Source organism: Methanoregula sp. (assembly GCF_041645475.1).
Taxonomy (GTDB): Archaea; Halobacteriota; Methanomicrobia; order Methanomicrobiales; family Methanospirillaceae; genus Methanoregula.
This window is the reverse complement of sequence record NZ_JBAZQA010000003.1, coordinates 66,203-81,849: the sequence shown is the minus strand read 5'-3', so window position 1 is coordinate 81,849 and position 15,647 is coordinate 66,203. Positions and strand designations below refer to the sequence as shown.

The window sequence follows — 15,647 nt, the reverse complement described above, 5'->3', positions numbered from 1 at the left end:
CTAACACGGTTACGTTATTGTTAATCTAGGTGTGAACAATGAAGGAACAGACAGAAATCGGAAAGATCAAGGAAGGCCGCTATATAGTAATTGAAGAAGAACCCTGTCGTGTTGTCGGGATTGCCACGTCCAAGCCCGGAAAACACGGCGCTGCAAAAGCCCGTATCGATGCAGTCGGGATCTTTGACGGCGTCAAGCGCTCAATTGTCCAGCCCGTATCGGCAAAAACCTATGTACCGGTTGTTGAGCGCAAGAGCGGCCAGGTTCTTTCCATTGCAGGCAATATGGCGCAACTTATGGACATGAAAGACTATACCAATTTCGAAGTTGCAATCCCTGATGAGAAGAAAGGGGTCATCGAGGTTGGGAAAGAGTATATGTACATCGAATCCATGGGAAAGAAAAAATTCGATTAACAATGTATTTTTTTTTAATAACCAGTTGTATTTCCTTTAACCAGTATTCTGTTAAACAGATCGTTTAACAAATTCTTAACGCAGGAGAAAAAATTCTCTATTCTGCTGAAATCCTTTTTTATGAGAAAAACAGGGTCTGATCGGCCAAAACAGCCAAGGTAACTTCCCTGACGTGTTCCGTTCACGAATGGTAAGGCGACAAAAAAGTGACTGCCAACCGGTATTTCCGATTTTTTGAATAATCCTCCTCGCGTGATTTGCGATCCTTGAATTCCCCTATTCTCATTAATGTTTTCCAGAATGCTTTTCAACCTGTATCGGGTGATCATACTCCATGCCATCCAGTCCCATGATATCACTGACTGGAAACAGTGAGAAAGTGAGAATCGGAGCTGAATGTGGAAGGGCTTTCCCGGATCGAGTGTAACATGGAGCAGTCCCAGGTTCTCAATGACCAGATACGAAATTCTCTCCAGGCAATCCGGGGATATGTGGCACTATCAGAAAGTGAATATTCATCCAAAATCGAAGAGCAGATCGTGATTATCAATAACCTGGTGACCTGCCTTGACAAGGGCTGGGTGAAATCCGAGAACGTGAGGTCCTTTTAATCCGGCTTTACCGCCACGGGGACCAGATTCTCCCGCCAGGCACCACGCCATCACCATCCATTGATCTGCTCCTGTGCGCCCGGTGCATGGTGCGTTTTTTTAAAAAATTCCCACCTTGAAGAGAATTCTGATAATCATTTCATCCGATTTACCACTCCTTCGCCACCAGTCTTGGCTGGCGATGGAGCGTATTGCGATAACATCATATTACCGGTTTATAAAAAACAAAAATCCTTCAACCGGTAATTATGGGACATCATGAGTTTCCCGCACCCATTCGGGTTGAATAGCGTAAAGGTGGATGTCCATTCTGAATCAGTTTTTCCCCGCATACAAACCCCTCAAAAGCCAAATTTTTTCTTCTCGTTCACTTTCGGGAATCCCGGTAATCTGAAATATTGCCTGTCAGGAACATCCGGAACCTTTTTTCCCGTTCTCCAGCCAATACTGGTTTATGCATGAAATGAGACGGGCAGTCCTGGCAGTGGCCGACCTCATGGCACTGGCAGCGAGAACGGCTCCCAAGGGAAAAGGCGTGGATACTATTATCCTGAAAATAATCTCGGGCGATGAGCTCAATCTCCTTGCATCTCACCTGGAATCTCTCGGCAGGGAGCATAAGATCGGGTTCTTCCTGCGGGACGCACAGAATATCGCGGCATCGGATGCATGTCTCATCGTTGGATCGAAAGGAGCCATGATGGTTGGCGTCAACTGCGGAGCCTGCGGGTACGCATCGTGCGATGAGTTCGAAACTGCATGTCGTGGCCGGGCTCGGGCACCCGCACGTTTTTCCGGGCCAAATTGTGCGATACGAATGACAGACCTGGGGATTGCTGTCGGCTCTGCAGTCAAAACCGCCCAGATCCATAATGTGGACAACCGGATTATGTACTCCGGCGGGGTAGCTGCAGTTGACCTTGGCCTTCTCGGGGGAGAATGCACGGTTGCGTACGCAATCCCGCTTGCGGCAACCGGAAAGAATATCTTCTTTGATCGGATTGTTGTTCGACAATGAGTAATGGCATTGTGAGGTCAATGAGGCCGGCCCGGGAAACCGGGCTATGCAGACCTGGTATATTGGCAGGATGCGATACTCCGTGGGAGATGAGAAGTGATTTAAGAGCTGGAATACCTAATGGATGACTATGAAAGGGATATATGCCGCGGTCCTGCCTGTTCTGCTCATTAGTCTGATCTTTTTGGCCGGATGCACAGCAGCGGCCCCGGTCACGGCGGTTACGCCGGCAGTCACATCTACGCCACAGGTAGTTTACGTAACAGTGACGGTCACCCCCGAACCTGAAATATCCACGGCATCAACAACGGCTGCACCTGTTATACCGGCAATTACAACGTTCTCCCCAACCGATCCCATCATTCACCGGTATGTTTACAAATACATGACGGCAGACGGACCCATGGGCCATGAATTAAAATTCTATCCGGGGGGAACCGTGGATTATCGTATCGGCTTTATCACAACCATTTCCGATAATATCATCATCACCAATATCGTATCAGAAGCATCCGGCACATGGGTAACCCTCGGGGATATGTCGTATTACATCAAGGTTCTTCCAACCGCCCAGGGCGGTGCACAGATCATCCGGCAATTCAAACTCGTACCCGCCCATGAAGACCCGAGATACCCCGGCATTGTATTGCCCGAACAGATCATCGGCTCTGACGGGAGTGTTCTGACCCGGACCATAAAAGATTAGATCCCAATTATTATTTCAGTGGCTCATTCCTTTTTTAGTGAGGATATTTTTTTTAAATCCCCTGAATCTTCATTTATCCCGAATTGATTGGAATATTACCCGGGTATAGTACTTCTTAATAATCGCACACCTTATGGGCTAAAACTGCCCTGCCATCAGACATACATTCACGCTCATCAATCCGGGATAGAAACGGGCTTATTTCCCCATCAGGGTCCGGAGGTGAACACAAAAATGGGACTATTTTGTCCACCATGGAAATTATTCCCGTAATTTGTGCCGAAAATCCAAAACCGGTCAAATTGCGGTCCTTTATTTTTCCCTTTAGCGGTGTTCTGAAAGGAGTGTTTTTTGGTCGAACTTTGTATCATCTGGCACCTGACTGGGTCCCAGGAGGCCAACATGGGCGATAATCCTGATTCGGAATATGCAGGAAAATTTAGGGTTATTGATCCATTCTAAAATTAGTGAAGTACTGTGGTAGAAAATAAACGGATGTGAACCGCTGCAACTGATGGTTTTGGTACATCTGAGTCGCGCCCCCTCTGGAGAAACTGAACGCTTTCCGCCAGGAACTCCCTTTTACCGGAGAACCGTTTGAGTTTACCCAGGCTATTGATGTCCATTCCCTTTAGGGAAAAAAAAGAAATCCGGAAATGTGACTCTCAGTTACTTCGTGCAGGGCATTGATGGAATGCCAAGAGAGATCCACCCAATCTGCAAGAAACGTTTTGCCGTCATGTTTTCAGAACGTTTGCGGAATATTGTGGATGCCAAACCGTTTTCCGATACAGTGTGATCCGGTTTTTTCTGAAGATAATCTCATCTCTTTTAAAGAATAGCTGGTCTCTTTCAACGGATGTTCTTCTCCCGGGTTCGATCGCGACAGAGTACAACCGATGATGATTTGTCCCGTCCTTATCTTTTTTTGGGACTTCATCCGGGAAGGGATTCATAAAAATCTTAAATTAGTTACCGGTTATTCCGGTTCTTCGAAATGTCGATTGATTGGTGAGTGCTGTTGATTTATACCGGCCCTGGATTCATGAAGAAAAATTAGGGAAGTTCTGGATCTGTAAAAATTTTTTGTTGAATGATTTTTTTTGAACAATCTGATGGGTATGTGTCTTTTTTAAAAATCATCATGCAGAACGTGTGGGATCCAATTTTTTTTCATAAAAAACAACAAGAATCACTACCTTTTTTTAGAATGCTGAGTTTGAATCCTGGTTCGCAGTTGGGCATAATTCTGTTAGAATATTCGCGAGCGTGATAATTTATCATTGACTCAGTGAATAGTATCTGGCAATTCCCGAGAGACCGGATATGCTATTTTGTAAAAATAATATTCCCCTGGGGATATATGAGTTTTAAGATTGACTTTATGAATTACTACACCAGACCGCGCTTTTAGTGCTCCTCAAGACAGAATGATTAATATATTTTTAAAATAAAAAGGACAGTATCTTTAACTTAGGAAGGTTATGATCATGAATGTGAAAACTGGTGCCTTATCCTGGCAGAGAAAATCAATGTTGCTCCTGGTATGTGCAATGTTGATTCTTGTAGCGATCCCTTCGGTATCTGCATTTACTGCAGAGCTTACATCCCCTTCGGATATCAACAATGTCTACAATGGAGATACGGTTACCGTCAGGATAACCGGACTTGCGGCAACGAATACATTCCAATTGAACATGACGTCCTCAAACTTGTATACAAATGGTGGAATGTTCTCAATTACCAGCTATGCGATGCCGTTTTCAATGACTCCGGCATCAACCTTGTTACTTGCAGACAACCTTGATGTAGCAAATGGATTGACACTCCATGTCCAGGGAAGTACGGCAACCGTGCTGGATCTGTCTGACATGGCTGCTCCGTATGAAATCGTTGCAACGAACGATGTCATGAAGCAGACCTATCAGAATATCTCAATCATTGGCTATCCTGTCACTCCCACCCAGGCAGTGACCGTAGACTTCTCAGAACGTGGCACGGTTGCAGATGCCGGAATCAATCCCTCGGATCTTACCTTCACCGTCAACAACATCAACAGCGGGCTCCTCACGATCAAGGTCAAAGACGGTGCCTCTACCGTGCTCGATAAAACCCTTACCTTCAGGGGAACCCGCCCGAACCCTGCACCGATCAATGGTGGCGACAGCACCTCCGGGGGAAGTGTTTCCGGCAGCAAATCTGCCGCAGTAGTTGCAGCAGCGCCGGTAGTTGCACAAGCAGTTCCAGGCATGGTTACACAACCTCTCCTTACAACTACCACGGGTCAGACCCTTGAACCGTATAACATCGCAACCACCGCAGTTGCCCCCGTTGCTGCATCCGTGAGCATCCCCCAGGGTACAAAATCACTCACAAGTGCATCAACGCCAATAAGTTCAGTATCCGTTACACCTCTTACCGCAACTGAAGTTGCCGCTGTCACAGCCGGGACCGCTCCTGCAGCGGGCGTGTTTGCCATTGAGGGAGCAGCAATCGAATGTTCTCCTGCCGGTGCAACCTTCAACCAGCCGGTTACCGTCTCCTTTACCCTGACAGAAGCTCAGTATGCTACAGCTCTTGCCAAGGCGGGCGGAGTTCCGGCAAACATCGTTATCCAGTACTTTAACCCGACAACCCAGGCATGGCAGGGTATCACGATGAACGCTCCCAGCGGGCGCACAATCTCCGGTACAACCACGCATTTCACAGTCTTCCAGGTCTTCGGCGTTGGTAGCGGTGCAGTGTCCCCAGTCAGCACATCCGCTCAGACATATGGATCATTAATCCAGGAAACAACCCCGGCAACTGCTAATGTTCCCGGCGCCCAGGCAACGCCGGTTGCTCCCAAAGCATCCCCGACAACAACGCCCAAGAGCCCATTCGTGCCCTCAATTGCCGTCATCGCAATTGTAGGTCTCGTGGGGTATTTCATTGTCAGCAGAAAACAGTAATAATCAATAATCTTTTTTTGTGAGTCCTCAATGCGGCCTCAGTTAATTCTTTCGTGTAACACAAACCATTGCTGAAAAATGGAATGGCATGTCGCGACGGCATCTCACTTCTTCCCCTCTCCAGGATCCTCACTCGCTCCCGGGAAATCACGTGAACATGGTACACAGCAATTTTTTCCGGCTCCCTTTAAATGTCCGGGAGAAATCGTTCACAACAGACCATAAATGCAGTAAGCAAATGCAAACTTCCCCAGTATGACCGTACATCTGTTCTTCACATCTCACTTACGGTAGTAAAAACAACAATTCCCCGAATTTTTTGAAGGTTTACCCTGGAATGAATCTTCGTCACCCTTCACATTCTGGCTATTTATTGTGCTTTATGAGCCAAACTCCCGGTATATGTCTGTTCATGCTATTCACTCAGTATTATTCTCTCGTTTTTCCTCCCGGACTCCGGTACAGACCAGATAACCGGAATTTTCATACAGCATAAATAATAACGGCAACCATTATTTCCTACAGATGGAGCAAAAGCGCCCGTTCGATACCGTCATCGACGCATTTTTTACCCACCGGATTCCTCTCGATCTTGCTGTCTGTTACGTCTGGCTAATTGCTGCAATTCTCGCCATTTTTGTGCCCTATGTCAATGACACATTCCTCCGGATCCTCTTCGGGCTTCCGGTGGTACTGTTTATTCCCGGCTATACGCTCATTGCAGCACTTTTCAGCAAAAAAAGCGATATTGATGGTATTGAACGGGTTGCCCTTTCGTTCGGGCTCTCGATCGCAGTCGTCCCACTCATCGGGCTTGCCCTGAATTATACCCCTTGGGGAATACGGCTCGATCCAATCGTTATCAGCCTTGCTATCTTTACCCTTGCCATGGGTGTTGTTGCGCAATACCGCAGGGCACTACTGCCGCCGGAAGACCGGTTCGAAGTCCCATTTCCAGCAATCCGTAAAGCCGTTGTCGCTGAATTTTTCCCTGAAAAATCCTCACAGCTGGACCGGGTGCTCTCCATAATTTTACTCCTTGCAATTGTTGCAGCAGTAACGACCACTGTCTACGTGATCGTAGTACCCAAGGAGGGTGAAAAATTTACAGAATTTTTTATCCTCGGGGAAAAACAGAAAGCTGCCGACTATCCCACGAGCCTTATCGTCGGGCAGAACCGTTCCCTCTTCATCGGGGTCGGCAATCACGAATACCGCAACATTTCCTACACGGTCGAGACCTATCTCGTGCAGATGAACTTTGACGAAAAGACCAACACGTCAACCGTGAGTGCCATGACCCCGGTCAATCGGTTTATTGTACCGGTTGCGCATAACCAGACCGTAATAACCCCGTATTCATTTGCGCCCAAAACAACCGGATATAATCGTCTCGAGTTTCTCCTGTTCAACGATACTGCTGTCCCGGATGCAGGAGTACAGGGAATGGACAGGATCAACGCGAGTTACCGGGATCTTCACCTCTGGGTCACGATCCGATCACGGTAAGAGCGTGAATACGGCTTTGACGGATCCGGTTGCGGGCTCTGCGCTGCAGTGCTCCAGTTGCACAACCTTTCCACTTCCCTCGGCAAGGATACAGGCAAAGAGACTGCAGACCGGGCAGGGGACTGCTGTACAGCAACGCGGGGATTCGCGGGATATCTCGCGGCACCCGTTAATCAGCCGGTAGTTCTTCATGGTAACGGAAACAATATCCCCGTCATCAGTAACTTCAACCCGTTCGGCAATCTCAAGAACCTCTACTGCTACTTCCCTGATAAGATCTTTTATTGCCGGCATATCCTCCGGAATTATCATCTGCTCCAGGTCCCTGATCTCCCGGAAGAGCGGGTCACCGGAGGGTATTATCTGGAGCCCTGCAGTATCTGCGCCGGTTACAAAGGATCCTGCCGTTGAGGGTGCCCCTTTAAACTCTGCGACCGGAACGAACTGTACCGTCTCGGATCTGCCATCTCGTCCTTTGGGAATGATTGTTGCATTCCCCTGGATGCCCAGGTCAGCGCAGACGCGGCTGAGATTGATGGATCCCTGGACTGACAGCAGGCTCACGTACCGGGTATCGAGAGGTTCACTGCGGGAAAGGGTTGCAAGGAATATGCCGGTTAAAAGGCAGATGACACCGGAGATAACGACCGCCGCAGTGGTGATATCCCGACGGTTGGTTAAGACCGCGATAGCAATAAGAACACATGCAGCCGCAATGAGGATGAGGGCCGCACGGTAATAGGGATTGAGGTGGGGAATTTTCATGGACGTACTCCGCTGTACTGCTTCCTGAACTTGTAGTTGCGAATTGCCTGGATTGCGATAATAATTCCGGTGACCGTGCAGAGCAGAAGTAAGGGCAGAACAACATGGTTTGATACCCGGGCAAGTACGGCAACAGGCACGGTTGCTCCACAGAACAAGATAAAAAACCGGATTTCTTCGTGTAATACGAGAATCCTCAAAGCATTGCAGACAAGTCCGGCTACCATCCATATGACAAACAGCCCTGTCCAGAGGTTAATCGAACCACAGGCTAGGATGAGTGGTTCTCCGGCACATACCAGATAGAACGCTCGGTCAGGCCAGGTTCGGGTTCCATACCAGACCCCTGCGATAAGGCAGAAAAATATGATGGTGAGATACCATACAGGAGATGCACTCATGAGGGTGATGCCGGCAATTCCTACTGCAAGCGCTGCCAGAAACCCGTAATCCCATATCACCGGCTTCATGTAAATGTCTCCAGCGTATCAGCACCCTTATAGATTGAATCCGGATTGATGATGTGCACGCGTGCATCGGGAATCCGGGTATGAATAACCATCTGTGCGATCTTTGCCTGCCGGATAACCTGCCGGATGTGGCTCGAATCCCCGCACCCAAGCGTGAAGAGATAGATCTCATCAATCTCAATGGATGCGAGCGTACGGGCAACCTGACCGGCAAATGCCGGAACCTGCATGTGCGCAAGCATACTGATATATTTCTTTCGCAGGGAATCGGAAAAGGCATTCACCCGGGAGTTTTTACCCTCAATTATCACCATTTCCAGATGTCGGACGGCTCCCCGGATATCCGCCCGGTCCGGGATGCGGTACTGGTGTACTGTCCGTTCCACCGGGTGCATCCATTCCCGGAGTACGGCAATTCCCTGCTGGAGATCTTTTTCCTGGGGGGTAAAGTGAAGGATATTTGGTCCTGATATGATAAGGATAGAGACGTACTGGAACGATCGAATTGAATGCTCCGCCATACCGGTAACTGCGCTCACCATGCGGTTCAGGTCATGTTCCGGATAGGGTGCTCCCCGCCACGGGAGATCGATAATGAGTAATGGTGGCATAGTCACCATGCCGGAATATTCCCGGACAAAAAGCTTGTTGTGCTTAGCTGATAGTTTCCAGTCAATGCGTCGAAAGTCATCCCCGGCATAATATTCCCGCAGCGCTCGTATGCCAAACCCGCTTACCACCTTGAGTTTCTCAACTTCGCGCGATTCAGCGGATGATCTCCTGGATGACGGTTCGAAAAAGCCAACCGGCTGGATAACAAGACCGGGTCCGCTGAACGCTTCGGAAAACAGATCAATGCTGTTCTCAAAAAATGCATTCCGTACCGAGAGACTGATACCGGGAAATTGCACGTTCCCATGAACAACCGGTGTTATGCGGTACCTGAACTGGCAGGTCTGTGGCGCAGGATCCGGCCCGGCATCTGCTTCAGTATTCCCGTCCTGGATCACAACCTGGGGCGGGAGTTGTTCCGTGATTTTTACGCTCATGGGATGGGGAACCGTCACGGAGACCGTTGTTGACACTCGCAGGGTTGTGCCCTTTCGTACCTGGGAACGCTCCGGTGTCCGCTGTACCTGAATGGACGTAACAACCTTCCGGAACCGGTGGTCGAAGAGGAGATACTGCCCTGACAGCGCGCAGAGGAGAGTTCCCCCGGCAAGGAGGAGCGCCATGTCATCGAGGATATACGCACAGGTGAATACAAGGATAAGGACAAGAGCCAGTCCCTGCGCGCACCGCCGCATCTGCACGACTCAGAGCACCTCGACTTTGTTGAGGATCTCGTCGAGCACCTGCTGGGCAGTAACGCCACCGATTTCCGCTTCCCGGGAGAGGAGGATGCGGTGATTGAGCACTGCGGGAGCAATATGCTTGACGTCATCCGGGATTACGTAGGACCGGTTCCGGAGTGCTGCGAGTGCTTTTGCGCCGGTTACGAGTGCAATCGAAGCACGACTGGACCCGCCGAGATCGATATCCGAATGGTTGCGGGTGGCGATAACAAGGTCGCGGATATATTCAAGGACCGGATCCTCGATTCGGACATTACGGACTATCCCGATATGCTCCTGGATCTTCTGAGGAGAGAGATGCGGGGTGAGTGATTTTGCAAACGAATCCCAGTGGAGCTCTCCCGAGTTAATCCTCCGGATGATACTGAGTTCCTCTTCCGGGTTCAGCTGGGAGGACTTGATGCCGAACATGAACCGGTCCCGCTGGGCTTCGATCAAGGGGAATGTTCCTTCAAATTCAAACGGGTTCTGGGTCGCGATCACAAAGAACGGATTCGGGAGTGACAGCGTGATCCCGTCAATCGTTACCTGTCGTTCGCTCATTGATTCGATAAATGCACTCTGGGATTTCGGGTTGACGCGGTTGATTTCATCAGCAAGGAGAATATTGGTAAAGACCGGGCCTTTTCGTAAGGAAAATTCTTTTTTATCCTGGTCATAGATCCGCACACCGACCATATCGGTAGGCTGGAGATCGATTGCACCCTGGATACGGTTGAACCCACAGCCCGTGATAAGTGCAATGGATTTTGCAATCGTAGTTTTTGCCGTGCCCGGCACACCTTCAATAAGGATATGCCCCTCGCTTAACATGGCAACCAGGATAAAATCGATCAGCTGCTGGTTGCCCACAACAAATGTCCCAATCTTTTCGTTCACGGTTGAATATAACCGGGCAATCTCTGCAATTCCGTTTTCCTGTGCAGTCGCATCCATCCTGGCCACCTATATCCTCTTCGTCTTCCATACTCCCGCAACAAGGAGCAATAACCCTGCAAAAATAATGAGTTCTATTATTACATTGGTTCTTATGACATGAAGTATTTCGTTGAGTCCTTCCGCGTCACGGGTCCGGGAGTTCATCTGGTCGATTAATACCGGACCCGGCTCATTTACCAGGTTCCTTATGAAAAGCCGGTTGTCCCACCGGTTATCTTCTGCATACATTGAGTTGATAAAGAGACTCGGATCTGAAATGACAATAATCCTGCCTTTACTTATTTTCTCTGATGAGATCACCGCAAATGTACTTAGCATCTCGTTTTTACTGATTCGGCGATCGCTGTTGGCATCAATCCAGCTCATGACAGATGTCCGCACAAGTGTGTTTCCTCCGTTTAACGGGGCAGGGTGGTTCAGGAGGAGCTTATTTACATCCTTTACGGGAGTTTCATTCGTTACGGGATAAACAACGATTGAGTATGCGTCTGCAAATTCCCGGTCTACGCTGGACAGGCTGAGCGGCTGTATTGAGATCCGGCTGCCAACCGCTTTTAATGTGGCATTCCCGGTGCCGAAGTCATCGGCGAGAATGATCGTGTTGCCCCGTTCAATGAATGTCCGGTATGCGATTTGTTCCTCATCCGTTGGCAGTCGGACCGGCGCTATGATCAAAAGTGTAGCATTCGCCGGATAGGCCGACAGTTGATCCGGGCCGGAAATTTCCACAACCCGGTCACGGTCGAGATCCGAGAAAAACTGCGATGTCCCGTTCCACGCGGTATTATACCGTGAAAATTCCTGGTTGTTTGTAGTGAGATGCCCAAAAAGGATGAGAATCGCGAAGAGAAGAACTAATCCCGAGAACCAGAATTCTGCTTTAATGATCGTCATCTCCCAGTGATTTCTCGGTTGTCTTTACCATCTCGTTAAATTCCTCTTCCGTTTCCCTGGATTTGGCTCCGCCATATCGTATCTCTTCATAGATAGCAATAAACGGTGCAAGTGCATTGTCAACAGGTCTCTTGTTGCAGGAGCGCAAAAACTCCCGGGGGGTGAGGGCCCGGTGACAGTGGATCTGCAGTTTCTGCGCGATCTGACCGGTGAAATGGAGGTAGACTTCCCGCGCAGCCGTGCTCAGTCCCTGCGCATGGAGAATACGGTGGTAGCGGAGAAGGATCGGATCCACGGATGCCGGATCCTCCTCCGGCTGGGGAACCGGCGGGATAAACAGGTCTGGTTCCATCACTGCATCTTGCGTGATATCGGGAGAAATCCATGCCTCCGGTCCAGGGATCTTTTCCGCAGATGTTTTTCCGGACCTGACAAAAATCGATCGCCGATTCAGGTAGATGTATGCCCCTCCTGCAAACAGGATCAGGATGAGTGCTGCAACAGCAGGCAGGAGAAACCCGTTTGATAAACTCTTTCTTATAACGGGAGCGGGTGAAATTACCGTCGAGGGCCGGTTCATGACGATCCCCGCACTCTGTGAGGATAACAGCGGATAACTTTCATTCATAAATCGTGCGGTAATTGTGCAGTCTTCCTGCGGGAGAGTAACCTGAGTTGAGAATTTCCCGGTTTGATCTGTATATGACTCAAAAAGAGTCCGGTTATTCACTATGACTAAAACCGGGGCTGAACTTACAGGAATGAGTTCAGCATCAAACGGATCCCTTCCCAGTGTGGCAATGATCTCCAGCACTTCCGGTATGTTTCCCGGTTTTCTGATAGTATTACCAGACCGGCCAAAGGCCATGACCGATCCATTGCAGGTTCCTATGGATGAATTACTGGTTTTTTCAATTGTTATGGATGTCCGGGACTCTGCCAGGAGAACCTGGAATGATTTAACCCCCGATGAGTGTGTTGCTGTTCGCACTTGAACTGTGTGCTTTCCGTTGGGGATTTGTTCAATTGTTATCTGATACGAGTATTGTCCGGTGCGATCCGTCTTTGTTGTTGCAACGAACCTGTTATCAAGGAATATATCAACCGTGCTCTCGCGGGAATCTGAGCTGATCAACGCCCCTTTTAATGTGAGTCGATCCTTATACGTGACCGATGCCGGGGTAATTTCAAGGGATAATCCCTCCGGAGCAGGAACAATGGTAACCGGATAACTTCCGCTCCGGGATGCCTTTACCGGATAATCCACACTCGCGAACCGGGCATAGATACTATGATTGCCCGCAGGAAGTGCAATGCTCTGTCGGAATGATCCTATTGCATCTGTCCGGATGTTGATTACATTACGATCATCCCAGACAATCTCTACCGGGGCAGACGAGACACCATGTGCATTCGCGGTTACGTTTCCGGTACAGGTTAGTCTTGTTCCATTACCTGTCATTTCAATGTGAAGGGTGGTAACCGAATCCACGGGATGTACGATGAACTGGAGTGATTCAGAATAGATCTCCCCAATGTTTGGTTCACTGTACCGGATAAAGACGGTATGGTTTCCCGCTCTCATTTTTTCTATCGGGTATGATTCCGTGAAAGAACCTATAGCATCGGTCAGCATGGTGCGATACAATGCATCATCGATAAATACGTCAATTCTCTTTTGTTTTGGATCTGATCCCGTCAGTATTCCGGTGAAATTGAGATTATCTTTATATGTACCGTTTGTGGGTGTAATTGCCAGACTGATGTCATCTACACTCATCGCGGTATCAAGAAGCCTGATGCTGGAAATTGCATTGCTGCCAGCTTCGATCTCATATACCCGGCTTTTCGAGGATGAGATCGGATAGGTTGTATTCATAAATTGTGCCTGTACACGGTGAATCCCCGACGAAAGGCGGATCCTGGTCTGGAACGTACCGTCATTTTTTGTAGTAATGGGCAGAACCGTGCGGCTATCTGTTAATATTGCAACGGGTGCATTTTGCACGGGCTTGTTTGCAATAACTTTTCCTGTGCATTGGATCTCAGGTTTATCATTTATCCGAGTAATGATGAGTGACGTTACGGAATTTGCGGGTTTTATGGTCAGGGTTTTTGTGCCGGACGTTAATGCCCCTGACGATGCAGAAACCGTATGCAGACCGGTTGATATCTGCTCTATCCGGAATGCCGAGTGGTATATACCATCTTTTCCGGTAGTAATCTGTGCGACCAATCGGTTATCGACGGATAATACGATAGGATAATTGTTCCGTACCGTGTTTCCATCATAATAAAGGCCGGAGAAATCAATAGTATCCAGGTACTGGCCGTTATCGGGTATCAGGAGGAGGGTGAGTTTTGGAGATTGGATGAGCGGGCTCTCCGTTTTTTGTGCTCCGACAAATTTTTCAACTTCCTTTACGCTCTCTTCCGTTTTTGTGATATCCAGATTATTCTTTTTACCAATTGCCTGGGTGATTGCGGTCTCATTTTTATATTCAGCTGAGAGTTCACGTATTTTTTTCCGGATGGTCTCCTGCTGGATCGTGACTGACACGAGCATGTCCGGGTTGTTCTGATCCCGGTACTGGACCTGCAGGGTCTTGAGTTCCTCCAGCGATAGAGATGAATTCGCCAGTTCCGCTAAGAGTTCCCGTTGTTTCCTGGTGCTTTTTGCGAAGGTATCAATTTCGCTCTGGCTCATATCGAGCTTGACTATCAGATTATCCAGGTTTTTATTGTATTTTGCGTAATTGTTGAGATCCCGCTTTACCTGATCCATGTTGTTCATGTTGATATTCACGGTAATTGGCCCGGAATAATCCAGGAGATCCTGCATCAGGGGCAGAAAATCGGTTGTGCTGTTAACCGCCTGGCTTTTGAGAACTTCAGTATTATCGTGGTATCGTGAGACAAAGGAATCCTGTTCAAGGGAATAAATAAGGGGTGCATGTACGGTAAACAGAAGCGCAGCAAGAATACCTGCCGCAAGCAGAACCAGAACCGCGTAGCGCACGAGCGATCTCATTTAACCAGGATCTCCAGGATTTTTTGGGTGACAATCGCGCCAAATATGACAATCCCGACTGCAACAAGATATTTTATGCATCGCAGGTATGGCGGGAGAGTGAACCGGGTATCCATCAGTTCGACAATGACAAGAAGACCTATCAGCCAGAGAACAAAAAAAATTTCAAGGTCTATCCGGCTGGCAAGGAGCATGAAGATACTGATAATGATAAGCCAGACCGATATGACGATAGCTGCGAGAATTTTCTTTTTCATCAGTTCCCGTTTATATTTCGAATTATGAGTATACGTAATTTCCTTTTCATTTTACATGAGGGATGGTACCGGCTGCGCTTATTATCCGTACCTGTCCTGATTCGGGAATTGAACGTACGGTTTCCTTTGGCTGAGCAATATTTTTCAAGCAATCGGGAGATTGCCGGGCAATTGGCAAATTAATTGCGGGCCTTGTCTGCGGATCGGTTTTCATATAACTGATGATTCGGTGTGCGAGATGACTGAATGTGCCAAACCCGATATTTCCGGCAGCTTTTGGCATGTCCCTTACAATCGTGATTCTTCCGTCCACTGCAATCCCGCCCCGTGGATATTGTGTACGCAGTTGCGTATATACGCAGTTTCTCCCGACTTACTGTGTGAGTGGTACGAGATCCCGGCACATTTCCCATTTATTGAGTGCAATCCACATTCTGCAAGACAAATTTATCGCAGGATGGTATCGGTAATGGGTATCAGCTTCCCCGTCAGCTGGTTTCTGGGGATCCTATGATTACTTCCATACATTTTCCGCGAATCAGGAAAAAATTCCTAAAACACATTTTTTGAAATGAGTTTTTTTTGAAATGAGTTCTTTGTTTCCGTCAAAAAACTACAAAAAAGTACGCTGAACTTTGTTTTTTTCCGTTAATATATACAGTATTTAAAGACGGAACTACTCATGTACTGTCATGGCAGCCGGTCCCCGTCCAAAAAACAGGCCC

General features: G+C 48.4%; 13 protein-coding genes and 1 pseudogene. 6 read left to right on the top strand and 8 right to left on the bottom strand.

What is annotated here, in order from left to right; genetic code table 11:
- Nucleotides 1–38 precede the first annotated feature (38 nt).
- The 6 genes from WC598_RS03790 to WC598_RS03765 all read left to right on the top strand — a co-directional run bounded on the left by WC598_RS03790 (nt 39) and on the right by WC598_RS03765 (nt 7,211).
- Complete coding sequence (locus WC598_RS03790) at nt 39–416, top strand: translation initiation factor IF-5A (RefSeq protein WP_372960142.1); 378 nt, start codon at nt 39–41, stop codon at nt 414–416.
- Between the two features lie 398 nt (nt 417–814).
- The gene (locus WC598_RS03785; protein WP_372960141.1) at nt 815–1,027 is read left to right on the top strand and encodes a hypothetical protein; all 213 of its coding nucleotides are present in this window, start codon (nt 815–817) and stop codon (nt 1,025–1,027) included.
- A 454-nt stretch (nt 1,028–1,481) separates the two neighbouring features.
- On the top strand, nt 1,482–2,045 hold the full coding sequence (locus tag WC598_RS03780; RefSeq protein WP_372960140.1) for a ferredoxin domain-containing protein: 564 nt from the start codon (nt 1,482–1,484) through the stop codon (nt 2,043–2,045).
- A gap of 130 nt (nt 2,046–2,175) precedes the next feature.
- Nucleotides 2,176–2,751 carry a hypothetical protein gene (locus WC598_RS03775; RefSeq protein WP_372960139.1) on the top strand — a complete coding sequence of 192 codons (576 nt, stop codon included), beginning with the start codon at nt 2,176–2,178 and terminating at the stop codon, nt 2,749–2,751.
- A 1,553-nt stretch (nt 2,752–4,304) separates the two neighbouring features.
- Complete coding sequence (locus WC598_RS03770; RefSeq protein WP_372960138.1) at nt 4,305–5,702, top strand: hypothetical protein; 1,398 nt, start codon at nt 4,305–4,307, stop codon at nt 5,700–5,702.
- A 525-nt stretch (nt 5,703–6,227) separates the two neighbouring features.
- Nucleotides 6,228–7,211 (top strand): DUF1616 domain-containing protein, encoded by a 984-nt coding sequence (locus WC598_RS03765; RefSeq protein WP_372960137.1) that lies wholly within the window; start codon nt 6,228–6,230, stop codon nt 7,209–7,211.
- On the opposite strand, the gene WC598_RS03760 is transcribed toward WC598_RS03765, so the two are convergent.
- From WC598_RS03760 to WC598_RS03725, 8 genes and pseudogenes are all read right to left on the bottom strand, one after another.
- Nucleotides 7,203–7,976 (bottom strand): hypothetical protein, encoded by a 774-nt coding sequence (locus WC598_RS03760; protein WP_372960136.1) that lies wholly within the window; start codon nt 7,974–7,976, stop codon nt 7,203–7,205. The genes WC598_RS03765 and WC598_RS03760 overlap by 9 nt on opposite strands.
- Nucleotides 7,973–8,446, bottom strand: coding sequence for a hypothetical protein (locus tag WC598_RS03755; protein WP_372960135.1), 474 nt, complete (start codon nt 8,444–8,446; stop codon nt 7,973–7,975). The genes WC598_RS03760 and WC598_RS03755 overlap by 4 nt, the downstream gene beginning before the upstream one ends.
- Nucleotides 8,443–9,753 carry a DUF58 domain-containing protein gene (locus WC598_RS03750; protein ID WP_372960348.1) on the bottom strand — a complete coding sequence of 437 codons (1,311 nt, stop codon included), beginning with the start codon at nt 9,751–9,753 and terminating at the stop codon, nt 8,443–8,445. Before WC598_RS03750 ends, WC598_RS03755 begins: the two co-directional genes overlap by 4 nt.
- A 9-nt stretch (nt 9,754–9,762) precedes the next feature.
- Entirely contained in the window at nt 9,763–10,737 is a 975-nt protein-coding gene (locus WC598_RS03745) for an AAA family ATPase (RefSeq protein ID WP_372960134.1), read from the bottom strand.
- Between the two features lie 9 nt (nt 10,738–10,746).
- The gene (locus WC598_RS03740) at nt 10,747–11,634 is read right to left on the bottom strand and encodes a DUF4350 domain-containing protein (protein WP_372960133.1); all 888 of its coding nucleotides are present in this window, start codon (nt 11,632–11,634) and stop codon (nt 10,747–10,749) included.
- On the bottom strand, nt 11,621–14,665 hold the full coding sequence (locus WC598_RS03735) for a DUF4129 domain-containing protein (RefSeq protein ID WP_372960132.1): 3,045 nt from the start codon (nt 14,663–14,665) through the stop codon (nt 11,621–11,623). Before WC598_RS03735 ends, WC598_RS03740 begins: the two co-directional genes overlap by 14 nt.
- Complete coding sequence (locus tag WC598_RS03730) at nt 14,662–14,922, bottom strand: hypothetical protein (protein WP_372960131.1); 261 nt, start codon at nt 14,920–14,922, stop codon at nt 14,662–14,664. The genes WC598_RS03735 and WC598_RS03730 overlap by 4 nt, the downstream gene beginning before the upstream one ends.
- A gap of 46 nt (nt 14,923–14,968) precedes the next feature.
- Nucleotides 14,969–15,283, bottom strand: a pseudogene (locus tag WC598_RS03725) (thiamine-phosphate synthase family protein); the annotation flags it as partial.
- Nucleotides 15,284–15,647 lie beyond the last annotated feature (364 nt).